This window comes from Streptomyces sp. NPDC002467, assembly GCF_042889825.1.
Classification (GTDB): domain Bacteria; phylum Actinomycetota; class Actinomycetes; order Streptomycetales; family Streptomycetaceae; genus Streptomyces.
The window spans coordinates 244,306-265,677 of the sequence record NZ_JBIARJ010000006.1 but is presented as its reverse complement, the minus strand read 5'-3'; the positions used below and the strand labels follow the sequence as shown (position 1 = coordinate 265,677).

Here is a 21,372-nt window from a genome sequence, read left to right as displayed (position 1 = left end):
CCGCCGGTCCCTCTTCCCGGCCGTGGCGCCCAGGGCCTGATCCGAAAGACAGGCCCTAAGGGCTCACGGCCAGGAAGAGGTACGCGGCCAGCACCACGAGGTGGACCCCGCCCTGCAGCAGGGTGGCGCGGCCCGGGGCGATGGTGAGGGCGCTGACCACGACGGTGAGCGCGAGCAGCACCATGTGGGTCGGGCCGAGGCCCAGCAGCAGCGGGCCCGAGAGCCAGACCGAGGCCAGGGCGATGGCGGGGATGGTCAGTCCGATGCTGGCGATGGAGGATCCGTAGGCCAGATTGAGGCTGGTTTGGACGCGGTCGCGGCGCGCGGCGCGGACCGCGGCCAGGGTCTCGGGCAGCAGTACGAGCAGGGCGATGATCACACCGACGACGGCGTTCGGCAGACCGGCCTCAGCGACGCCCTTCTCGATGGTCGGGGAGACCGACTTGGCGTCGCCGACCACCGCGACGAGCGCGACGAGCAGCAGGCCGACGCTGATCAGGGCGGCGCGGGGGGTGGGCCGCTCGGCCTCGTGGTCCCCGTCCCCGTCCGCGCCCGCCGCGCCGGTCGGGCCCGCGGATTCCACGGGCAGGAAGTAGGACCGGTGACGGACCGTCTGGACGGCGATGAAGAGTCCGTACAGGGCCAGCGAGGCGACGGCGGCGAAGGTCAGCTGGGCGGTGGAGAACTCCGGTCCGGGCTTGCTGGTCGTGAAGGTCGGGAGCACCAGGCTGAGGGTGGCGAGGGTCGCGACGGTGGCGAGGGCGGCGCCGGATCCCTCGGGGTTGAAGACGGCGACCCGGTTGCGCAGGGCGCCCACGAACAGGGACAGGCCGACGATGCCGTTGCAGGTGATCATGACCGCGGCGAACACCGTGTCCCTGGCGAGCGAGGCGGTCTTGTCACCGCCGTCGAGCATCAGGGTGACGATCAGCGCCACTTCGATGACGGTGACGGCGACGGCGAGCACGAGGGAGCCGAAGGGTTCGCCGACCCGGTGGGCCACGACCTCGGCGTGGTGGACGGCCGCCAGTACCGCGCCCGCGAGGCAGAGCGCGACCAGGGCCACCCCGAACGAGGGCAGCTCGCGTCCCCAGCTGAAGACGAGGGCGACGAGCGCCACCACGGGGACCAGGACGGTCCAGTCGGTCAGGGGTGATTTGCGGGTTGCCGTACTCATATGCGCCAACTTGCCAGAACCATCCCCCCACTGCGGTGCAAGGAGCCCCTCCAAGGCCCCGACGTGTCCCTTCTCACGCTTCCGCCGGGCGTGGCGGAGCGGCCCGGCACCTGGTCCGCCGCAGACTGGGCCATGACCTCCGAGGAGCCCGATCCCGCGTACACCGGCCACATCGGGTACGCCGGATACACCGAGGACGATCTGGACGGCCTCCACCGCATCGCGGTCTGGGCGATGCTGCGCCACGTCTCACGGCCGCCGGGCGGTACCGACGGGCGGCCGGTGCGGGGCGTACTGGCCCCGCCGGGGCGCCCGGACATCACCCGGGTCGTCCTGTGGGACGGCGCGGACACGGCGGGCTCGGTGGCGTACGACCTGCCGCTGGTGCACCCGGCCGGCGGCAACATCCCGTGGAGCGTTCTCGTCGCGGTGCTGCGGATCCTGGCCGTCGGGCCCGCCCCCGCCGACGGGCCGGGCCGCGTGCGGGACGGCCTGGGCATCCCCGTGGTCGACGCCCGCGACGCGACGCTCCGCTTCTGCGAGGAGCCCTCGTACGACCTCGGCGACGCGCTCCACTCCGCGGTGTCGATGTTCCGGTCGTTCGACGGGGGCCGGAAGGAGGGGCCGCGGCTCGGCGGATTCCTCCAAATCGACGCGGACATGGTGCGCCTGTACGCGGACCCCGAGGACGGGGGCGCGCGGGTCGGCCTGGACGTTTCGCTCCGCGACCGCGACGGCCGGGTCAAGGGCGGCCACACCGGCCTGATGGCCGCGCTGGACTCCCTCGTGCGGGACGAGCTGGGGTGGACGCGTACCGAGGCGCCGGATCCGTACTGCGCCTCGGTGCACGACTTCACCCACTGGTGACGGACGCGGGGCCGTGTCACATGGCGCGGTCGTGGCCCTCCCAGTACGGGTCGCGCAGCCGTCGCTTGTACAGCTTGCCGTTGGGGTCGCGGGGCATCGTCGTGATGAAGTCGACCGTCTTGGGGCGCTTGTAGCCGGCGAGCTGTCGCTCGCAGTGCTGCAGGATCTCGGTGGCCAGCGCGTCGCCCGCCTCGAAGCCCTCGGCCGGTTCGATGACGGCCTTGACCTCCTCGCCCCAGTCCGCGTGCGGGATCCCGAAGGCGGCGGCGTCCGCGACCGCCGGGTGGGTGAGCAGGGCGGACTCGATCTCTGCCGGGTAGATGTTGACCCCGCCGGAGATGATCATGTCGATCTTGCGGTCGCGGAGGAAGAGGTAGCCCTCCTCGTCCATCAGCCCGAGGTCGCCGACGGTGAAGAAGTCGCCGATGCGGTTCTTCTTCGTCTTGCCCTCGTCCTTGTGGTAGCTGAAGCCGCCGGTCTTCATCTGCATGTAGACGGTGCCGAGTTCGCCGGGGGGCAGCCGGTTGCCGTCGTCGTCGAAGACGGCGAGTTCGCTGATCGGCCAGGCCTTGCCGACGGTGCCGGGCTTCTTCAGCCAGTCCTCGGCGGTGGCGAAGGCTCCGCCGCCCTCGCTCGCGGCGTAGTACTCCTCCACGCAGGTGCCCCACCAGTCGATCATGGCGCGCTTGACGTGGTCGGGGCAGGGCGCGGCGCCGTGGATGGCGTGCCGCATCGAGGAGACGTCGTACGCGTCCTTCGTGGCCTGCGGGAGCGCCAGGAGCCGGTGGAACTGGGTCGGCACCATGTGGGTGTGCGTGCAGGCCCGCCCGTCGATCAGGCGCAGCATCTCCTCGGGGGTCCACTTGTCCATCAGGACCAGCGGGTGCCCGATGTGCAGGGCCGCGCCCGCGAACTGGAGCACCGCCGTGTGGTAGAGCGGCGAGCAGACCAGGTGGACGTTGTCGTCGAAGGGCCGGATGCCGAAGATGCCGAGGAAGCCGCCGAGGTACGTCTCCTCGGGGAGCTTGCCGGGCAGCGGGCGGCGGATCCCCCGGGGGCGGCCGGTGGTTCCGGAGGTGTAGTTCATGACCCAGCCGAGGGTGCGGTCCGCGGGGGGCGTGGCGGGCCGCCCCTCCAGGAGCTCCGCGTACGGGCGGAAGCCCGGGACGGCTCCGACGGCGTAGCGGTGGCTCGCGGGCAGGCCCGCCTCGTCGGCCGCGGCGGTGGCGGCGTCGGCGAAGCGCTCGTGGGCGACGAGGACCTTGGCGCCGGAGTCGGAGACGATCCAGGCGATCTCGGGGCCGACGAGGTGGTGGTTGACGGGGACGAGGTAGAAGCCGGCCTGGGCGGCGGCCAGGTAGGCGGTGAGGAACTCGACGCTGTTGGGCAGGACGACCGCGAAGACGTCGCCCTGCTCCAGGCCCGCGGCGCGCAGGCCGTGGACGAGCCGGTTCACGTCGGCGTGCAGCCGGGCGGCGGTCCACTCCTCGCCCTCGGGGGTGACGAGTACGGTGCGCCCGGGGTCTGCGGCGGCCTGGGCCCAGAAACCGTTGGGGGGCTGGTCGGTCACGCTGATCACGCCTCTCGGACTCGGCCTGCGATGCGGTTGATGCGGTCGATGGCTCGCTCGAAGCCACGGGTGAGGTCGTCGAAGACGGCCTGGACGCTGCGTTCTTCGTTCATCCGGCCGACGATCTGGCCGACGGGGGTGCCGAGCAGCGGCTGCACCTCGTACTTCTGGATCCGGGAGACGGCTTCGGCGACGAGCAGCCCCTGGAGGGGCATGGGGAGGGCGCCGGGGCCCTGCGGGTCGTCCCAGGCGTCGGTCCACTCGGTGCGCAGCTGGCGCGCGGGCTTGCCGGTGAGCGCGCGGGAGCGGACGGTGTCGCCGGAACCGGCGGCGAGCAGTTTCTCGGTGAGGGCCCGGGAGTGCAGTTCGGCCTCGGTGGTGGTGAGCCAGAGGGAGCCGAGCCAGGCTCCCTGGGCGCCGAGCGCGAGTCCGGCGGCGATCTGCTCGCCGCTGCCGATGCCGCCGGCGGCGAGGACCGGGAGCGGGGCGACGGCTTCGGCGATCTCGGGGACCAGGACCATGGTGGCGATGTCGCCGGTGTGGCCGCCGGCCTCGTATCCCTGGGCGACGACGATGTCGATGCCGGCTTCGGCGTGCCGGCGGGCGTGCTTGGCGCTGCCGGCGAGGGCGGCGACGAGGACCCCGTGGTCGTGGGCGCGGGCGATGACGTCGGCGGGCGGGGAACCGAGGGCGTTCGCCAGGAGTTTGATGGGGTAGTCGAAGGCGACGTCGAGCTGGTTGCGGGCGACCTGTTCCATCCATCCGGTGATCCGCCAGCCGGAGGCCTCGCCCTCGGCGAGCTCGGGCACGTGGTGCTTGGCGAGGGTGTCGCGGACGAAGGCACGGTGCGCGGCCGGGATCATCGCCTCGATGTCGGCTTCGCTGATGCCGTCGACGGCCTTCTTGGCGGGCATGACGACGTCGAGGCCGTAGGGCTTGCCGTCGGTGTGCTCCTGCATCCAGTCGAGGTCGCGCTTGAGGTCGTCGGGAGCGGTGTAGCGGACCGCTCCGAGCACGCCGAACCCGCCCGCGCGGGTGATGGCAGCGGCGACCGCCGGGAAGGGCGTGAAGCCGAAGATGGCGTGCTCGACTCCCAGTTTCTTGCTCAGCTCCGTCTCCATGGGCGGCAGGATGCCGCAGCCCGGCGACCGAGGGAAGAGATTTTCTGATGCAGTGTCAGATTCTTTACGGGCCCGTCGGTGCGGAGCCCGGCCACTGGGCGGGCACATACCCACTAACGTGCGGTGCGCCCGGCCGCGTCGGCATCCGGGGCAGGGGCCACGACCGGCCTCCCCGCCCCACGGGGCGGGAGCCGAACCCCTCGCCGTCGCGGACAGCGGCGGGGCCAAGCCGGCCTCGCCGTCGCGGACGGCCGCAGGGGCAAACCCAGCCCCGCCGGCGTTTGAGGCGCGGGGTCCGGGGCGGAGCCCCGGGAGACGGCGCGGCAGGCCGACTCGGACAGAAGAGCGGGAGACAGGAGGGCCGGACATGGCAGGGACAACGGGGGCCGGCGGGACGGCGGCCGAAGGGCCCGGCACGGGGGCCGGCGGGACAGCGGCCGAAGGGCGCGGCACGGGTGCCGAAGGGAACACCGGCGAGGGTGGCGGCGCAGCCGACGGGCACGGACCCAGCCGCCGCAGGCTCGGCGCACGCCTCCTCGCACTCGGCGGCGTACTGGTGCTCCACGCCGCCCTGCCGGGAGGCCCCGCCGCGGCCGCGTCCGGCAACCCGGCCGAACGCCGCGCCCTCCAGGGCCTCCGCCTGCGCTACGGCTCCGCCCGCCAGGCCGGCCTGGTGGAGCGTCACCTCGACGGCGTGGCGGAGGAGGCACGCCGGTTCCTCGGCCCCTCCCCCGAGCACCCCTATTACGCGGGGGCCGTGGTCCTCGCGGGGCGGGGCCGCACGGTCGCGCTGCACCGCGCGATGGGCGACGCCGTGCGGTACGCGGACTACGACGGGCGGACCGACCGGGTCCGGGAGTTCCCGGCGGCCGAGCGGATCGCCATGGCCGAGGACACGGTGTTCGACCTGGCCTCGCTGACGAAGCTGTTCACGTCGATCCTGGCCGTGCAGCAGATGGAGCGGGGCCGCCTGGCCCTGGAGGCCCCGGTGCGGCAGTACCTGCCGGAGTTCACGGGCGGCGGCAAGGAGCTGATCACGGTCCGCCAACTGCTCACCCACACCTCGGGTCTGCGTTCCTGGGCCCCCTTCTACCGGGAGTCCACGCGCGAGGGGCAGCTGCGACTGCTCTGGTCGGTCCGTCCGCAGGACACCCCCGGAACCGTCTACCGGTACTCCGACCTGAACCTGATCTCCCTCCAGCTGCTCCTGGAACGGATCACCGGTCGCACCTTGGATGTCCTGCTCCACGACGAGATCACCGCTCCGCTCGGGATGCACCGCACTCGTTACAACCCACCGCTCTCCTGGCGCCGGATCACCGCCGCCACCGAGGTACAGCGGCCGCCCTGGTCCGGTCTGGACCGCGGGCTGGTCTGGGGCGAGGTCCACGACGAGAACGCGTACGCGCTCCGCGGGGTCGCGGGCCACGCGGGGGTCTTCGGCACCGCCTGGGACCTGGCCGTCCTCGCCCGGACCCTGCTCGACGGCGGGGCCTACGCGGGCAGGCGCATCCTGTCCCCCGCCTCCGTCGAGCTGCTCTTCACCGACTACAACACCGCCTTCCCCGGCGACGACCACGGGCTCGGCTTCGAGCTCTACCAGCACTGGTACATGGGCGCGATGGCCACTCCCCACTCCGCCGGACACACCGGCTTCACCGGTACCTCACTCGTCCTGGATCCCTCCACCGACTCCTTCCTGATCCTGCTCGGCAACTCGGTCCACCCGGTCCGCACCTGGCGGGCCGGCAGTGCGCCGCGGGTCGCCGTGGGCAACCGCTTCGCCCGCGCCGTCCCGGTCCGTACGAGGCACGGCGGCGCGGCCTGGTTCTCCGGAATTCAGCCGGGCTCCTCGGGGACGCTCAACCTGCCCCCGCTCACCCCGGCCACCGGGGCCGCCCGGCTGCGCTGCGCCGTGTGGTGGGACACCGTGCCGGGCGAGGGCGCCCTCCACCTGGAGGCCTCGGCCGACGGGGAGCACTGGGAACCGCTCCCGTTCACCACCCTCCGCACCACCGGCGGCGCCCCCGAGGAGTGGCCCCGCGGCTCCGTGACCGGCTGGTCGGGCCGCATCTGGCACCGCCTCGAAGCCCCCCTCACCGCCGCGTGGGCGGGCCGCGAAGTCCGGCTGCGCCTGCGCCACTCCGCGACCGGCCGCTATGTCGGCCGCGGCGTCTACGTGGACGTCATCCGCGTCGCGGAGCCGTCCCGCCTCCTCTTCGCGGAGGACCGCCCGTCCGACGCGGCCCGCCTCGTGGCGATCGGCTGGACCAGGTCCGCCGACTAGACGCCGTCGAGCGCCGCCACCAGTTGGGGGAGGTTTCCGCCGGCGACGATGAGGGCGAGGTGGTCGTGGTAGTCCCGGCTGCCGACGATCAGGCCGTCGCGGACGCGCAGCACCTGGATGTTGGCCGCCTCGAAGGTCCGGCCGGTCGCCCGGTGACGCACCCGGTAGTCGAACTCGGCGACGATCACTTCCGGGTCGCCGGTCTCCCGGACGACCACGTTCGCCGGGGTCAGCTCCACGGGTGAATGCGCGGCGACCTGCGCGAACCGCTCCTCCAGTGCGGCCCGCCCCTCGACACGGCGCGGACCGACGGGTTCGAAGACGGTCTCCACCACCGCGTCCTCGGCGTAGAGCGCGGCCAGCTCCTCGTACCGGCCCGCCCCGATGTTCTCGATCAGCTTCCCGAAGACCTCGCGCGGCGACAGCGTTTCGGACATGCCCAACCTCCGATGAGACGGTGACCAGAATCGGACTGACGACTCCGTTTCGACGATACGGACTGGGGACTCCGGTTGTCCAGGGTGGCATCATCGTCGACGACGAAGGGTGGGAGACACATGGGTGGCGCACAGGAGCGCCCGCTGCGCGCGGACGCGGCCCGCAACCGGGCCAGGCTGCTCGACACCGCCACCGAGGTGTTCACCACCCGCGGCGTCGGCGTGCCGACCGAGGAGATCGCCCGCGCCGCCGGGGTCGGGGTCGGCACGCTCTTCCGGCACTTCCCGACCAAGGAGGCGCTCCTGGAGGCCGTGATGGTGCGCAGGCTCGAGGGGATGGCCGCGCGCACGGCGCGGATCGCCGCCGAGGCCGGGCCCGCCGAGGCCTTCTTCGCGTGCTTCCGCCTGGTGGTGGAGGAATCCACCGGCAAGAGCGAGTTCACCCGGGCGCTCGCCGCCGCCGGGGTGGACGCACACGCGTCCCTGCGCGGGCCGACGTCGGAGATCCAGGCCCGGCTGGCCGATCTGCTGACCGGAGCGCAGCGGGCCGGGGCGGTCCGCCCGGATGTGGGACTGCCCGAGTTCATCGCCCTCCTCGCCGGTACGGGAGGGGCGTTGGAGCAGTTGGGGCCCGATCCGGCAGCCAGGGAACGGATCTTCGCGGTGGTCTTCGACGGACTGCGGCCGCACCGCTGAGCGGATCCGGTTCGGACCGAGGGGCCGGCGGACCGGCGGACCGACCCCCCTTCAGCCCGCCTCGGGCGCCAGTACCGCGTCGATCATGCGGCGGGCCACGATCGCGAGTTCGGCCGCGTCCGGGGTCGGGCGGGAGCGGGCGAGGGCGCCCGCCAGGCGGTCGTAGAGCAGCCCGTCCGTCCAGGCGGCGAGGAGTTCGGCGGCCTCCCGGGGCCGGTCGGCCCCGAGCGCGGCGAGCATCGCGGCCGCCCTGGACCGGGCGCCCTGGCCCGCGCGGTGGAGGTCGGCCTCCAGTTCGGGATTGCGGGCGGCCTCCAGGCTGAGTTCGAAACGGGCCAGTTGGCGTGCGCGCCCCACCGTCAGCCAGCGCAGCAGCAGTCCGCCGAACGCCGCCGCGGCCTCGTCCCGGCCGAACGGGATGGAGCCGGACGGGCCGTCCTCGGCCAGGTCGTCCAGGTCCAGCTCCGCCAGCCGCTGGTAGCAGGCGCCGATCAGGGCGGTCCTCGTACGGAAGTAGTACGAGGTGCTGCCCGCCGGCAGCCGCGCCGCGCCGTCGACCGCCCGGTGGGTGAGACCCCGGAGACCGGCGGCGGCCACGAGGTCGATCGCGGTGTCGGCGATCAGGGTTCTGCGCTCCGTTGACATGCCCGCACTCTACAGCTGTAGAGTGCGGGCATGAGCCTCTACGGATGTAGAGGCTCGCGGAAGTCGAAGATGGGGAGGGCTTGCCATGTCGGGACTCCGGCGTCATGTGGTCGTGGCCGGTGCGGGGATCGGGGGCCTCACCGCGGCACTCGCCCTGCACCGGCGCGGCTGGAGGATCACCGTGTGCGAGCGGGCCTCCGGGCCGACCGCCGTCGGCGCCGGGATCGTGCTCGCCCCGAACGCCCTGCGCGCCTTCGACACCATCGGGTTCGACGCCACCCTCGCCGGGGGCCGCACGGTCCCCGCCGCGATGGGCCTGCGGCGCTCGGACGGGAGATGGCTGACCCGCGCCGACACCACCGCGCTCACCGCGCGCTACGGCCGGCCGCCGCTCGCCCTGCACCGCTCGGCCCTGGCCGACGCCCTGGCCGCGGCGCTCCCCGAGGGCACGATCCGGTACTCCACCACCGTTTCCGAGGTCACCTCCGTGGACCACGCCACCGGCCGCCCCGTGGTCCGTACCTCCGCGGGCGACCTCGAGGCCGACCTCGTCCTCGCCGCCGACGGCATCCACAGCGCGCTGCGCCGCCGGCACTTCCCGGACCACCCCGGACTGCACTACAGCGGGGAGACCGCCTGGCGCACCGTACTGCCGGCGTCCGCGGCCGCGGCCGGTGCCGGTGCCGGCGTCGACACGGCCGAGACCTGGGGGCGCGGGGAGCGCTTCGGTACCGTCCCGCTCGCCGACGGCCGCGTCTACGTCTACGCCACCGCCGTCGCCCCCGAGGGGTACCGCCCGGAGGACGTCCACGCCGAACTCCTGCGCCGTTTCGGCGGCTGGCACGACCCGATCCCCGCGCTGCTGGAACGGGTCGACCCGGCCGCCGTGCTCCAGCACGACCTCCACGACCTGGCTGCCCCGCTCCCCCGCTTCCACCACGGCCGCCTCGCCTGGCTCGGCGACGCCGCCCACGCCATGACCCCCAACCTCGGCCAGGGCGGATGCCAGGCCGTCGAGGACGCCGCCGTCCTCGCCCACCTCCTGGGCGCTGCGGACACCGTGGACGTACCGGCCGCGCTCGCCGCGTACAGCGCGGCCCGCTGCGCCCGCACCGACGCCATCCGCGTCCGGGCCCGCCGCATGGGCCGGGTCGCCGCGCTCACCCACCCGTTCGCGGTCGCCCTGCGTGACCTCGCGGTCCGCGCCACCCCGGCCTTCGCCACGAACCGTGCGATGGACGGGATCGTCGACGGCTTCAGGCTCCCCTGACGCCCTCGCCCACCCCGGCACCCCCGGCACCCCCGGCATAAACCTCGTGTCCCACGGTGTTGGCACTCGTTGTTGAGGTTCGTTGACCATTCAACGCGCGAAGGCAGGCTGAATACCGTGACGACCGACATCGACTGGGACCACCCGACCGACCCCCGGCCGGGCAGCTGGCAGCTCGACCACGTCAAGCTGTACGTGGACTCGAAGGGCAGCGAGGGTCAGTACTGGAACGGCACGCAGACCCTGCTGCTCACCACCGTGGGCAGGGTTTCCGGCGATCCGGTGCGCACGCCCCTCATCTACGGCGAGGACGAAGGCCGATACCTCGTCGTCGCCTCCAAGGGCGGCGACCCGGCGCACCCCCTCTGGTACCGCAATCTGACCGAACACCCCGAGGTCCGCATCCAGGTCGGCCCCAGGATCCTCCAGGGCACGGCCCGTACCGCCACGGCCCAGGAACGCGCCGAGTACTGGCCGCTGATGCTGCGTCACTGGCCCCCGTACGACGAGTACCAGTCCAAGACGGACCGCGAGATCCCGATCGTCGTGATCGAGCCCGCCGAGTAGCGGTACGCCGGGCGGCGCGCGGCGGCCGGCAGGCGGCGAGGTCAGTGCCCCAGCACGGCCATCGCCGCGTTGTGGCCCGGGACGCCGCTGACGCCGCCACCGCGGACCGCCCCCGCACCGCACAGCAGGACGTTGCGGTGGGCGGTCTCCACTCCCCACCGGCCGCCGACGGCACCGGCGCCCTCGTCGGCGTACGGCCACGACAGGTCGCGGTGGAAGATGTGGCCGCCGGGCAGGCGCAGTTCGCGCTCCAGGTCGAGCGGGGTCTTCGCCTCGATGCACGGGCGGCCGTCGCCGTCGAAGGCGAGGCAGTCGGTGATCGGTTCGGCCAGGTGGCTGTCGAGCTGCGCGAGGGTGGCGGCCAGCAGGACCTCGCGCGCCTGTCGGTTGTCCTTCTCGAACAGGCGGGCCGGGGTGTGCAGTCCGAAGAGGGTGAGCGTCTGGTAGCCCTGCTCCACCAGCTCCGGCCCCAGGATCGTGGGGTCGGTCAGCGAGTGGCAGTAGATCTCCGAGGGCGGTACGGACGGCAGTTCGCCGGACGCCGCCTCCGCGTGGGCCCGTGCCAGCTCGCCGTAGCCCTCGGCGATGTGGAAGGTGCCCCCGAAGGCCTCGCGCGGGTCCACGGTGGTGTCACGCAGCCTGGGCAGCCTGCGCAGCAGCATGTTGACCTTGAGCTGGGCGCCCTCGGGGGCCGGCTCCCGAGGCGTCTCGCCGAGGAGTTCGGCCAGCGCCCGGGGCGAGGCGTTCACCAGCACGGTCCGGGCGACGACCCGCCCCTCGCCGGTGGCCGTGCGGAACACCACCTCCGCCGGCGAGTTCCCGTCCGTGTCGATCCGCAGCACCTCGTGCCCGGTGGCGATCTCCGCCCCGGCTGCCCGCGCGGCGGCGGCCAGGGAGTCCGTCAGGGCACCCATGCCGCCGACGGGCACGTCCCAGTCGCCGGTCCCGCCGCCGATGACGTGGTAGAGGAAGCAGCGGTTCTGCGCGAGCGAGGGGTCGTGCGCGTCGGCGAACGTGCCGATCAGACCGTCCGTGAGGACGACCCCGCGCACCAGGTCGTCGTCGAAGTGCCCTTCCACCGCCCGGCCGAGCGGCTCCTCGAAGAGCATCCGCCACGCGGCCTCGTCGTCGATCCGGGAGCGCAGCTCCGCGCGGCTGGGCAGGGGTTCGGTGAGGGTCGGGAACACCGCGCGGGCCACGTGCCCGGTGGTCCCGTAGAAGGCGCGCCAGCTCTCGTACTCCCGCTCCGAGCCGGTCAGCCGCGCGAAGGACTCCCTGGTCCGCTGCTCGTCGCCGCCGACGAGGAGTCCGCCGGGCCGGCCGCCGCGTTCGACGGGCGTGTACGAGGACACGGTGCGGCGGCGGACGGCGAAGCTCAGCCCGAGGTCGCGCACGATCTTCGACGGGAGCAGGGAGACGAGGTAGGAGTAGCGCGAGAGGCGGGCGTCGACGTCGGCGAAGGGGCGGCTGGAGATGGCCGCCCCGCCGGTGTTGCCGAGCCGTTCCAGGACGAGGACCGCGCGGCCCGCCCTGGCCAGGTACGCGGCGGCCACCAGGCCGTTGTGTCCGCCGCCCACGATCACGTCGTCGTATACGTCCCGCCCGAAGGTCGTCATGGCTCTTGGTAGCACACCTGGCCGAGCCGCTCCAGACAGTACGCCTCGTCGGCGTGGGCCAGCACCGTCTCGGGGTGCTCGTCGCCCAGGGACCGCTCGCGGATGCCGGAGAGCTCGCGGTAGATGGGCAGCGCTTCCTCCCAGCGGCCCAGCCGGCCGAGGCCGACGGCCAGTTCGCGGCGGCTGACCAGGGTGTCGGGGTGTTCGGCGCCGAGCACCTTCGACCGTACGGCCCCCACCTGGCGGGCCTCGGCCACCGCTTCCTCCCAGCGCTCCAGCCGGCCCAGGTTGACGCCGAGGACGTGCCGGGCGCGCAGGGTCTCGGGGTCGCCGGCGCCGTAGGCGCGGGTGCGGTCGCGGACCAGGGCCCGGAACAGGTCGAGGGCCTGGGCGCTGTTCCCGGTGCGGCCGAGCGCGATGCCGACCTCGTAGCGCGCGGCCAGGGTGTCGGGGTGGTCGCGGCCGAGGACCTGCTCCCGGACGGCGGCGACCTCGCGGAAGCCCGCCAGGGCCTCCTGCCAGCGCTCCAGGCGGCCGAGGGCGTACGCCACCTCGTAGCGCGTCAGCAGGGTGTCGGGGTGCTCGGCGCCCAGGACGGCGGCCCGGTCGGCGGCGACCCCGGCGGCGGTGGCGTGGGCGTCCGCGAACCGGCCGAGGGCGCCCAGGGCGCAGGCCAGGTTGTGGCGGCAGCGCAGGGTGTCGGGGTGGCGCGTTCCCACGGTCCGGTCGCGGGCGACGAGCACGGCGCGGTAGATGTCGTGCGCTTCCTGGTGGCGCCCGAGCCGGCCCAGTTCGTACGCCGCCTCCTGGCGCGCGGCGAGCGTGTCGGGGTGGTCGGCGCCGAGGGCGCGGGCACGGCCCTCGGCCACGGCCCTGTACGCGGCCAGCGCCTCCTCGGGGTGACCGGAGCGGCTGAGCGCGAAGGCGCGGGTGTGGCCGGCGGTGAGCGCGTCCGGGTCTGTCTCCCGCGGGCCCGGGATGCGCGCGACGCCGTACGCCACGGTCAGGCGCGGGTCCTCGGAGGGTTCGGGGCGGCGGAGGGCGTGCTGTTCGCCGCTGGGGCGGGCGGCCGTCCAGGAGCCGGTGAGCACGGCCCATTCCCCGCTCGCGGGGCGGGCGTCGATCCCGGCCTTGCGCCCGGCGGTCATCCCGCGGGCCCACGCCGGGAGCGGGGCCTGGGTGCCGGGCCGCCCGCCGGAACCGAGGCGTGCCTCGACGAGCCGGCGGTGCAGGTGGCGGGCGTCGCCCGGTCGGTCCTCGGGGCGCTTGGCGAGGAGGTCGAGGACGAGCTCCTCGAAGTAGGTCGGCAGTTCGGGGCGGTGCCGGCGCAGCGGCACGGGCGCGTTGTCGCGGTGGCCGACCAGCACGGACCAGGAGTCCCCGAGGTCGAAGGGCGGGGCTCCGGTGGCGATCTCGTACAGGACGCAGCCCAGGGAGTAGAGGTCGCTGCGGTGGTCGACCTCGCCGCCCGCGATCTGCTCGGGCGACATGTAGTGGGGGGTGCCCATGGCCATGCCGCCGCCGGTGAGCTTGGCGGTGAAGCCGATGTCGTGGGCGAGTCGGGCGATGCCGAAGTCGCAGATCTTCACCGTGCCGTCGGTGAGCCGCATGATGTTGGCGGGCTTCAGGTCGCGGTGGACGACGCCCTGATCGTGGGTGTAGCCCAGGGCGGCGGCCATCTGCTCCGCGATGTCGACGACGACGTCGACGGGGAGCGGGCGGGTCTCGTTCTCCTCCAGGAGCTGGCTGAGGTTGCGGCCTTCCAGGAGCTCCATCACCAGGTACAGGCAGCCGCCCGCGGCGCTGTCGTCGCCGAAGTCGTGGACGACGGTGACCCCGCGGTGCTGGAGGGAGGCGGCCACCCGCGCCTCGCGCCGGAACCGTTCGCGCAGGACCTGGGTGAAGTGGGCGTCCTGGTCGGCACCGATCGGCTTGAGGCACTTCACGGCGACCTGCCGGCCCAGGGATTCGTCCCGGGCGCGCCATACCTCGCCCATGCCGCCGCGCCCGATCAGGTCGAGCGACCGGTACCGGCCCTGGATCAGTCTGGACTCCGCCATGTCTTAAAGCCGCCCCCGTCGTCGTGCGATGCCCACCCCGGCCCGTCCAGTATGGAGGCTGCCGCGCGCAGCCCGTGCGTCGAGGGGCGGCTCCCGGGGCCCATGCGACGCATCGCTTTCAAGATGTGACCTGGCGGCAGCTTCCAGCGTAGACCTGCGGGAATGCCGCGCAACACGCGCCCCGTGAGGCGCAGGCGCCGGGTGACCGTGCGCGGGGGCGGTGCGGGCCGCCCGTACAGGTGGTGCGCCCAGTCGGGGAGGGAACCGTACGCGAGGGCGGCGACCGGGCGCCACAGCAGGTTTCGGCCAGGGACGAGGATCGGAGGGACCGGCGGGCCCTGGAGGAAGTCGTACACGTCCTGGGCGTCGGGGCCGGCGGCGAGCTCGGGCCGGACCCGCTCGAAGTACGCGGCGAGGCCCGCGGTGTCGGCGGGGACGCGGGCCGGATCGAGGCCGACGAGGCGGGCGTTCACCCTGTTCTCGTCGACGTAGCGGTCGGCCTGGCCGGGGGTCAGGCCGACGCCGGTGCGGCGCAGCACGTGGAGGAAGCTGTCGATCTGCGCGCAGTGGATCCACAGCAGCAACTCGGGGTCGTCGACGGGGAACCGCTCGCCGGTGGCCGGGTCGGTGGCGGACAGCCTGCGGTGGATCGCCCGGACACGGGCCCCGGCGCGCTCGGCGGCCTCGGTGGTGCCGTAGGTGAGCGTGCCGACGAAGTCGGCGGTGCGCAGCAGTCGGCCCCAGGCGTCGCGCCTGAAGTCGGAGTTCTCCATGACCCCGCGGACGGCCCGTGGGTGGAGTGCCTGGAGGTAGAGGGCGCGGACGCCGGCGATCCACATGACGGGGTCGCCGTGGCAGTGCCAGGTGACGGACGAGGGCCCGTACAGCCCGGGGTCGGGCCCGGTGGGTCCCGTGGGGCAGGTGGCGCCAGTGGGACTGGTGGGGTTCGGGGGGCCCGCGGGGCCTGTGCGTCCGGTCGTGGTGTCGCCCATCCCCGTACCTCCCTGCCACAGGCGCCCGGTGGATCCACTCTAGGCCCTGGCCGAGGCGTGCGTCCGGGTGTCGGCCGTCAGCCCGCGTGCACGTGGGCGCGCGGCCCGCGGTCGGGTGCGGCCTCGCGGATGAATGTCGTCCGGCTCAACGCACGTCCATGGGCACGGTCTGCGTGACGCGCCGCAGGCGCCGGGGCAGCTCCCCTTCCTCGAAGGCGTGTACGTCGTCGGGACGCCGGCCTTCGGCGAGGGAGTCGACCAGCCGCCGGGCGAAGAACAGGGAGTCGCGGCCGTGCCCGGCTCCCAGCTCCAGGACCTCCCGTGCACCGGCCGCCCGGAACACCTCCGCGGCGGGCTCGGAGGGTCGGTGTCCGTACATGCCGGGGTGGGCCGCGTGCGTGGCGTCCCAGTGCGCGCGCTGTGCCACCGCCGACTCCTCCTCATCCGGAGGGAACGGTGATCACCGGGCAGTGGGCCCGGTGGAGCAGGCCGTGGGCGACGGAGCCGAGCCGCATGCCGGTGTAGCCGCCGCGACCGCGGCGTCCGACGACGACGGCGAGCGCGTGCTCGGCCGCCCGGGCCAGTTCCTCGACCGGGTGGCCGGAGAGGACCTCGTGGGTGACGCGCACGTCCGGGGACTCGCCGGTCAGACCGGAGGTCGCCTCGACCAGCAGGATGCGCTCCTCCGCGATCGCGGCCCTTTCGTCGTCCGCCATGAGCATCGACTTCTGGCGGACCCGGACGACCCTGAGCTCGGCGCCCCGCCGGTCGGCCTCGTCGAACGCGAAGGTCAGGGCGTCCTTCGCGGAGGTGCTGCCGTCGATGCCGACGACGACGTAGGGCGGCTGCTGGGTCACGTGTTCGGCGTCGCCCACCACGGCGACCGGGCACGGGGCCTGGGCCGTCACCGGGACCAGCGTCGAGCCGGCGCTGAAGAACTCCGCGATGCGTCCCAGGTGTCGGGAGCCGAGGACCACCAGGTGGGCGTGGCGCGCCTGCGCCACCAGGGCGTGGGCGGGGGAACCGGCGACCAGTTCGGTGGTGACGTCCAGCTCCGGGTTCCGCTCCCGGGCCCACTCCTGGGCCTCGTCCAGCCGGGCGGCGCCCGCTCGCCGCAGGGCCGTCTGCCGGGAGTTCTCACCGGCGTGGCGGGTGTCGTGTTCCGGCGGCACCGCCAGCACGAGGCGCAGGGGCAGCCCGCGGCGCTCGGCCTCGTCGGCGGCCCAGGCCAGTGGGAGGTGCCAGTCCCTCGCCGGGTCGATCCCCATGACGATGTCGCGGGCGGCCTCCCACTCGGCGGTCATGACCGGCCTCCGGAACGGGGGATGAGCAGGACCGGGCAGTGCGCGTGGTGCAGGACCCCGTGGGTGACCCGGCCCAGGTTGCGGCCGAGTCCGAGCGGGGTGGGGGCCCGTCGGCCGCCCATGACCAGCAGGTCCGCCCGGTGGGACGCCTCGACCAGGGCTCCCGCGATCGAGGAGCTCTTCTCCGCGTCGCCCTGGACTTCCAGCCCGGGGAACGCGTCACGGATCTTCTCCGTGAGGGCCCCCAGGGTCCCTTCGTGTCCCCCGGCGATCTCGTCCACGCCGTCGAGCATGGTCACCACGTTACCCACGGAGTCGAGCATGTTCCACACGTGCAGCAGGCGCAGGGACGCCTTGCGCAGCCGGGCCTCCTGGGCGGCATAGCGGGCGCACACGAGGTCGTGCTCGTCGCGGACGGCGGCCAGGACGCTGCCGCGTTCCTCCGCGTCGTCGATGCCGCGCACCACGATGACGGGGTTCTCGGCGATGGCCGCGATACCCAGCCCGACGGAGCCGAGCATGAGCGACTGGAAGCCGCCCAGGCCTCGGTGGCCGACGACGACGGTGCCGTGCAGGCCGCCGGTCCGGTGCAGGGTGGTGACGGCGCCGGCGCGGCTGAACTCGGTGGTCACGCGCAGACCGGGGTACGCGGCGGCCACGGCCTTCGCCGTGTCGTCCAGGAGCTCCCTGCCCGCGACGCGGACCCTCTCGATGGTCTTCGCGGACAGGTAGAGGGCCCTGCCTTCCGTGTCGGCACCGTGGACCACGTGCAGGGGGCGGTCGCGGCGTACGGCCTCGCCCGCGGCCCACAGGGCGGCGGCGCGTGCCGCGTCCGAGCCGTCCACGCCGACGACGACCGAGCTGGTGTCCGGCGTGCGGATGGTGATGTCCACGATGTCTCCCGATCGATGAACCGATGGGTGGCACCCTCACGCTCACCTCGGCGGGCGCGGACGTCGTCGTACCTGCCGCCCGGACCGCGCCCGTACTCGCGTGGGTTTCACTCGCCGGAGGCGTCCGGTCGCACGATGGTCACCGGGCAGGGGGCGTGGAGGGCCGCCTGCTGGCTCACGGAGCCGAGCAGGGCCCGGCTGAAGCCGCCGCGGCCGCGGCTGCCCACCACCAGCACGTCCGCTCCCTCGGCCGCGTCCACCAGCACGTCGACCGGATGCCCGTGCACCAGGCGCTGGCGCACCGATGACGCGCCGTCCTCGCCGAGCACCGTACGGACCTCTTCGACCAGGCGCCGTTCGGCGTCCTCCTCGTCGAACGTGGCGTCGACGGCCGGCGCCGACCACGCCGAACTGCCGGGGACTTCCCAGGCCGTGACCGCCTCCACCGTCCCGCCGACGAGACCGGCGTACCGCACCGCCCATCGCAGCGCGGCCTGGGAGGAGGGCGACCCGTCGACGCCCACCACGATGCGTGGAGCCTCATGCTGCGTGCCCATGTGTCCCTCACTCCTTTCGGCGCTCTCTCTCCAGCGTGTGCGAGGCACGGGCGCGCCGCCACGCGACGGGCGGTCGCCTCACCCCTCGGGCAGGCGGTACCACCGCTCCTGGCCTGCGGCGATCCACTCGCGCCGGTCACCCGGAAGGATCAGGGGCACCGGGCCGAGGAGCGAGGGGCGGACGCGGATCCCCAGCCGCCCGGGCCGGAACCGGATGCGGATGTCCCTGTGGCCGAGGTAGGAGACGGAGAGGGTCGAGCCCTCCGTCCCGGACAGCGGCACCGGGTCGATGCGCAGGCCGTCGGCGGCGGGGTCGAGCCCGACGATCCCGCGTTCGACGAGGTCCAGGGTGCCCGCCATGGCGCCGAGGTGGATCCCCTCGCCCGTGGTGCCGCCCTGGATGTCGGTGACGTCGCCGAGCAGGGCTTCCCGGCAGTAGCGCCAGGCGTCCGGGCCCTGCTGCCGGGCCAGCACCCAGCCGTGGACGAGGCTGCTGAGCGTGGAGCCGTGACACGTCCGGCGCAGGTAGTACGCCACCGTCCTCGCCCACAGCTCGTCGTCGAAGCCGTAGCCGAGCCGGGTGAACAGGCGGGCGAGTTCGGCAGGGCGGAAGAGGTAGCCGAGCATGAGGGTGTCGGCCTGTTTGGACGCCTGGTAGCGGTTGGGCGTATCGCCTTCGGCCTCCAGGATGCGGTCCAGGCGGCGGATGTCGTGGTAGTGGGCACGGTACCGGTCCCAGTCGAGCTCGACGAGGTCTCCGTAGCCGTGGAACTGGCTGATCACGCCCCGGTGGAAGGGCACGTACATGCGGTGCGAGATGTCCTCCCAGCCTGCGAGGTCGTCCGCGTCGAGGCCGAGCCGTACGAGGAGCTCCGCGCGTCGGGCTTCCGGGAGTTCCGCGTAGAGGTCGAGGGCGCGGGCGAGCACCCAGGCCGCGGTGACGTTGGTGTACGCGTTGTCGTCGATGCCGGGGGCGGCGGCGTCCGGGTAGGCGTCGTGGTATTCGTCCGGGCCGACGACGCCGTGGATGCGGTAGCGGCCGAGGGCGGCGTCCCAGGTGGCGGCGCCCGACCAGAAGTGGGCTATGTCCAGGAGGAGTTCGGCACCCGGGCCGTGCATGAAGCCGGTGTCGCCGGCGGCGAGGCCGTACTGCCACGCGTTCCAGGCGATGGCCGAGCCCACGTGGCGCTGGAGGCGGGAGTGGTCGGGCAGCCACCGGCCGGAGCGCGGGTTGAGGTGCAGCCGTTGCGTCTCCTCGGTTCCTGAACTGCCGCTCTGCCAGGGGAACATCGCCCCCGCGGCCCCCGCCCGGCGGGCGGCTTCCCGTGCCGCGGGCAGCCGCCTGTGGCGGTACATCAGCAGGGCGCGGGCGGTTTCGGGGAAGTGCAGGGCGAGGTGGGGCAGGACGAACAGCTCGTCCCAGAAGACATGGCCCCGGTACGCCTCCCCGTGGAGGCCGCGGGCGGGTACGCCGACGTCGAGTTCCGCGGTGTGCGGGGAGAGGGTCTGCAGTACGTGGAAGGCGTGCAGGCGCAGGATCCTGCCGGTCTCCCCCGTCGTCCGCAGCTCTCCCTGGCTCCGGATCCGCTGCCAGGCCGCCTCGTGGGAGGCCAGCAGGGCGGCGAAGTCCGGGGCGTGCGCGGCCTGTTCGACCGCGCTCCGTACGGGGTCGGCGCGGGGGCGGTCGAGCGAGCTGAACAGGGCGGCGGTCTTCACGACGACGACCGGTCGCCCCCGCCCGATCGGCAGTACGGAGGTCTGCGTCGCCGAGGTGGTCGTGCACGCTCGGTCGGCGGCCGTCGGGAGGCGCGTGGAGGTGCGTACGGCGAGCCCGATGGTTACGGCGGGGGTGGGCGTACGGCGGGACGTACGGCAGGACAGCCAGGCGGTGCCGTCCGCCTCGGCGCCGGCCCGGTGCCCGACGAGGTGACGCCCGGCGAGGGCGGCGTAGCGCTCCACGCCGCCGTTGACGACGTCGCCGTCGAGGACGGAGACGACCTCGATCCGTCCGATCCAGCCGGACGCGCGGAAGCGGGTGCGTTGCGCGGCCAGGTGCGGGTCGCCCATGTGGACGAGTCGGGTGTGGGTGACGCCCAGGCCGCGGCCTTCGGCGTCGACGAAGAGCATGCGGCGGGTGAGCGTCCCGCTCCGCAGGTCGAGCGAGAGGTGGTGGCGGCGCAGGGAGGGGTGGTCCGGGGTGAGCCATTCGCCGGGCGGGGCGCCGTCGGGCAGGCAGCGGTAGCGCAGGGCGGTCCAGTCCGGCAGCCGGACCAGGTCCTCGTTGGAGACGGTGCGTCCGGCGACGGCGGAGGTGAGGCGGTCGTAGCAGCCCGCGAGGTAGGTGGCGGGGTAGTGGACGGCGTCGGCGGTGGTCTCGGGAGCGGATCCGCGGGTGGCGAAGCGGCCGTTGCCGAGGGTGCACAGGGACTCGGCGAGGCGCTCGGTCCTGGGATCGTAGCGCCGGTACTCCCAGCGCCAGGACGTGTTCACCGCCCTGGCCCGTCGAGCGCGGCGGGGAGTCCGAGGAGGTCCGGCAGGACGAGGTGGGCGCCGTGCGCGCGCAGTGCGTCCGCTGTGTGCGGGTCGCGGCCGCGATCGATTCCGACGACCAGGTGGAAGCGGCCGCTGCGGCCCGCCTCGACGCCGACGAGGGCGTCCTCCACCACGGCGGCGCGCTCGGGACCGCTTCCGAGGCGGTCGGCGGCTTCGAGGAAGAGGGCGGGGTCGGGCTTGCCGGGGAGGGCGAGCGCGTCGGCGTCCCGGCCGTCGACCAGGGCGCCGAAGAAGCCGGTGAGGCCGGCGGACCCCAGGAGGGTGCGGGCGTGCCGTGAGGCGGAGACCGCCGCGCATCGCACGTCCGTCTCCCGCAGTCGCCGCAGGACGGGCCCGACGTCGTCGAAGACCGCCACCCCTTCGGTCCGCAGCATCTCGGAGAAGACCGCCTCCTTGCGGGCGGCCACCGCGTGCACGGTGTCGCATCCGGGCGGGTCCTCGGGGGTTCCGGGCGGGAGGTCGATGCGGCGCGCGGTGAGGAAGGCGCGTACGCCGTCGAGCCGGGACCTTCCGTCGACGAGGTCCCGGTAGTCGTGGACGGCGTCGAAGGGGCGCGGCCGTGGTCCGACGTGCCCGCCCCACCGGGCGAGGCAGCCGTCGAAGGTCTCCTTCCAGGCGGCGGCGTGCCGGTCGGCCGTGGCCAGCAGCACTCCGTCGGTGTCGAAGACGACGGCGCGCACCCCGCTCATGACCCGTGGGCCACGCGACGGCCGGTGGGACGGACGGGGGTGGGCTCCGTCCCGTGGGTGCGGGGTCCCCC

19 protein-coding genes are annotated in these 21,372 nt (G+C 73.9%); 5 read left to right on the top strand and 14 right to left on the bottom strand.

The genetic code is table 11. The features are described 5' to 3' along the window. Nucleotides 1-55: 55 nt before the first annotated feature. Complete coding sequence (locus ACFYYJ_RS15530) at nt 56-1,177, bottom strand: calcium:proton antiporter (protein WP_389132534.1); 1,122 nt, start codon at nt 1,175-1,177, stop codon at nt 56-58. Between the two features lie 63 nt (nt 1,178-1,240). On the opposite strand from ACFYYJ_RS15530, the gene ACFYYJ_RS15525 reads away from it, so the two are divergent. Next, nucleotides 1,241-2,044 (top strand): hypothetical protein, encoded by an 804-nt coding sequence (locus tag ACFYYJ_RS15525; protein ID WP_389132531.1) that lies wholly within the window; start codon nt 1,241-1,243, stop codon nt 2,042-2,044. 16 nt (nt 2,045-2,060) lie between these two features. On the opposite strand, the gene ACFYYJ_RS15520 is transcribed toward ACFYYJ_RS15525, so the two are convergent. Together ACFYYJ_RS15520 and ACFYYJ_RS15515 are read right to left on the bottom strand one after the other, a co-directional pair. After that, nucleotides 2,061-3,614, bottom strand: a complete 1,554-nt coding sequence (locus ACFYYJ_RS15520; protein WP_389132527.1) for an acyl-CoA synthetase — start codon at nt 3,612-3,614, stop codon at nt 2,061-2,063. Nucleotides 3,615-3,619: 5 nt separating this feature from the next. Beyond that, on the bottom strand, nt 3,620-4,735 hold the full coding sequence (locus ACFYYJ_RS15515; protein WP_385127976.1) for an NAD(P)H-dependent flavin oxidoreductase: 1,116 nt from the start codon (nt 4,733-4,735) through the stop codon (nt 3,620-3,622). Between the two features lie 367 nt (nt 4,736-5,102). Here ACFYYJ_RS15515 and ACFYYJ_RS15510 point away from each other — a divergent pair, with 367 nt between their 5' ends. Next, nucleotides 5,103-7,022 carry a serine hydrolase gene (locus ACFYYJ_RS15510; protein ID WP_389132524.1) on the top strand — a complete coding sequence of 640 codons (1,920 nt, stop codon included), beginning with the start codon at nt 5,103-5,105 and terminating at the stop codon, nt 7,020-7,022. On the opposite strand, the gene ACFYYJ_RS15505 is transcribed toward ACFYYJ_RS15510, so the two are convergent. Next, nucleotides 7,019-7,459, bottom strand: a complete 441-nt coding sequence (locus ACFYYJ_RS15505; RefSeq protein WP_389132521.1) for a nuclear transport factor 2 family protein — start codon at nt 7,457-7,459, stop codon at nt 7,019-7,021. The two genes, ACFYYJ_RS15510 and ACFYYJ_RS15505, sit on opposite strands and share 4 nt — an antisense overlap. 120 nt (nt 7,460-7,579) lie before the next feature. Here ACFYYJ_RS15505 and ACFYYJ_RS15500 point away from each other — a divergent pair, with 120 nt between their 5' ends. Then, entirely contained in the window at nt 7,580-8,155 is a 576-nt protein-coding gene (locus ACFYYJ_RS15500; RefSeq protein ID WP_389132518.1) for a TetR/AcrR family transcriptional regulator, read from the top strand. 51 nt (nt 8,156-8,206) lie between these two features. On the opposite strand, the gene ACFYYJ_RS15495 is transcribed toward ACFYYJ_RS15500, so the two are convergent. Beyond that, entirely contained in the window at nt 8,207-8,800 is a 594-nt protein-coding gene (locus ACFYYJ_RS15495) for a TetR/AcrR family transcriptional regulator (protein WP_385364985.1), read from the bottom strand. A gap of 85 nt (nt 8,801-8,885) precedes the next feature. Between ACFYYJ_RS15495 and ACFYYJ_RS15490 the strand changes: the two genes are divergently transcribed. Beyond that, on the top strand, nt 8,886-10,070 hold the full coding sequence (locus ACFYYJ_RS15490) for an FAD-dependent monooxygenase (protein ID WP_389132514.1): 1,185 nt from the start codon (nt 8,886-8,888) through the stop codon (nt 10,068-10,070). A 117-nt stretch (nt 10,071-10,187) separates the two neighbouring features. After that, nucleotides 10,188-10,637 (top strand): nitroreductase family deazaflavin-dependent oxidoreductase, encoded by a 450-nt coding sequence (locus ACFYYJ_RS15485; RefSeq protein WP_389132511.1) that lies wholly within the window; start codon nt 10,188-10,190, stop codon nt 10,635-10,637. A 41-nt stretch (nt 10,638-10,678) separates the two neighbouring features. On the opposite strand, the gene ACFYYJ_RS15480 is transcribed toward ACFYYJ_RS15485, so the two are convergent. The 9 genes from ACFYYJ_RS15480 to ACFYYJ_RS15440 form a co-directional block, all read right to left on the bottom strand. Further along, nucleotides 10,679-12,253, bottom strand: coding sequence for a phytoene desaturase family protein (locus ACFYYJ_RS15480; RefSeq protein WP_389132508.1), 1,575 nt, complete (start codon nt 12,251-12,253; stop codon nt 10,679-10,681). Further along, nucleotides 12,250-14,313, bottom strand: a complete 2,064-nt coding sequence (locus ACFYYJ_RS15475; RefSeq protein WP_389132505.1) for a tetratricopeptide repeat protein — start codon at nt 14,311-14,313, stop codon at nt 12,250-12,252. The genes ACFYYJ_RS15480 and ACFYYJ_RS15475 overlap by 4 nt, the downstream gene beginning before the upstream one ends. Continuing rightward, a complete protein-coding gene (locus tag ACFYYJ_RS15470) occupies nt 14,295-15,305 on the bottom strand; it encodes an oxygenase MpaB family protein (RefSeq protein WP_389132502.1) in 1,011 nt (336 codons plus the stop codon). Before ACFYYJ_RS15470 ends, ACFYYJ_RS15475 begins: the two co-directional genes overlap by 19 nt. 145 nt (nt 15,306-15,450) lie before the next feature. Further along, nucleotides 15,451-15,732, bottom strand: a complete 282-nt coding sequence (locus ACFYYJ_RS15465) for a hypothetical protein (RefSeq protein WP_389132500.1) — start codon at nt 15,730-15,732, stop codon at nt 15,451-15,453. Nucleotides 15,733-15,745: 13 nt separating this feature from the next. Continuing rightward, complete coding sequence (locus ACFYYJ_RS15460; protein ID WP_385364976.1) at nt 15,746-16,609, bottom strand: universal stress protein; 864 nt, start codon at nt 16,607-16,609, stop codon at nt 15,746-15,748. Further along, nucleotides 16,606-17,502: a universal stress protein gene (locus ACFYYJ_RS15455; protein ID WP_385127964.1), complete on the bottom strand. Its 897-nt coding sequence runs from the start codon at nt 17,500-17,502 to the stop codon at nt 16,606-16,608. The genes ACFYYJ_RS15460 and ACFYYJ_RS15455 overlap by 4 nt, the downstream gene beginning before the upstream one ends. 107 nt (nt 17,503-17,609) lie before the next feature. Beyond that, nucleotides 17,610-18,059 (bottom strand): universal stress protein, encoded by a 450-nt coding sequence (locus ACFYYJ_RS15450; protein ID WP_385127963.1) that lies wholly within the window; start codon nt 18,057-18,059, stop codon nt 17,610-17,612. Between the two features lie 78 nt (nt 18,060-18,137). Next, nucleotides 18,138-20,549 (bottom strand): glycoside hydrolase family 65 protein, encoded by a 2,412-nt coding sequence (locus ACFYYJ_RS15445; protein WP_389132496.1) that lies wholly within the window; start codon nt 20,547-20,549, stop codon nt 18,138-18,140. Beyond that, the gene (locus ACFYYJ_RS15440; RefSeq protein ID WP_385127959.1) at nt 20,546-21,301 is read right to left on the bottom strand and encodes an HAD family hydrolase; all 756 of its coding nucleotides are present in this window, start codon (nt 21,299-21,301) and stop codon (nt 20,546-20,548) included. Before ACFYYJ_RS15440 ends, ACFYYJ_RS15445 begins: the two co-directional genes overlap by 4 nt. Nucleotides 21,302-21,372 lie beyond the last annotated feature (71 nt).

Coding starts and splice junctions, on each gene's coding strand:
- ACFYYJ_RS15490 (WP_389132514.1), top strand. CDS start 8,886: ATGTCGGGACTCCGGCGTCATGTGGTCGTGGCCGGTGCGGGGATCGGG.
- ACFYYJ_RS15460 (WP_385364976.1), bottom strand. CDS start 16,609: ATGACCGCCGAGTGGGAGGCCGCCCGCGACATCGTCATGGGGATCGAC.
- ACFYYJ_RS15480 (WP_389132508.1), bottom strand. CDS start 12,253: ATGACGACCTTCGGGCGGGACGTATACGACGACGTGATCGTGGGCGGC.
- ACFYYJ_RS15510 (WP_389132524.1), top strand. CDS start 5,103: ATGGCAGGGACAACGGGGGCCGGCGGGACGGCGGCCGAAGGGCCCGGC.
- ACFYYJ_RS15515 (WP_385127976.1), bottom strand. CDS start 4,735: ATGGAGACGGAGCTGAGCAAGAAACTGGGAGTCGAGCACGCCATCTTC.
- ACFYYJ_RS15505 (WP_389132521.1), bottom strand. CDS start 7,459: ATGTCCGAAACGCTGTCGCCGCGCGAGGTCTTCGGGAAGCTGATCGAG.
- ACFYYJ_RS15530 (WP_389132534.1), bottom strand. CDS start 1,177: ATGAGTACGGCAACCCGCAAATCACCCCTGACCGACTGGACCGTCCTG.
- ACFYYJ_RS15440 (WP_385127959.1), bottom strand. CDS start 21,301: ATGAGCGGGGTGCGCGCCGTCGTCTTCGACACCGACGGAGTGCTGCTG.
- ACFYYJ_RS15500 (WP_389132518.1), top strand. CDS start 7,580: ATGGGTGGCGCACAGGAGCGCCCGCTGCGCGCGGACGCGGCCCGCAAC.
- ACFYYJ_RS15450 (WP_385127963.1), bottom strand. CDS start 18,059: ATGGGCACGCAGCATGAGGCTCCACGCATCGTGGTGGGCGTCGACGGG.
- ACFYYJ_RS15470 (WP_389132502.1), bottom strand. CDS start 15,305: ATGGGCGACACCACGACCGGACGCACAGGCCCCGCGGGCCCCCCGAAC.
- ACFYYJ_RS15475 (WP_389132505.1), bottom strand. CDS start 14,313: ATGGCGGAGTCCAGACTGATCCAGGGCCGGTACCGGTCGCTCGACCTG.
- ACFYYJ_RS15495 (WP_385364985.1), bottom strand. CDS start 8,800: ATGTCAACGGAGCGCAGAACCCTGATCGCCGACACCGCGATCGACCTC.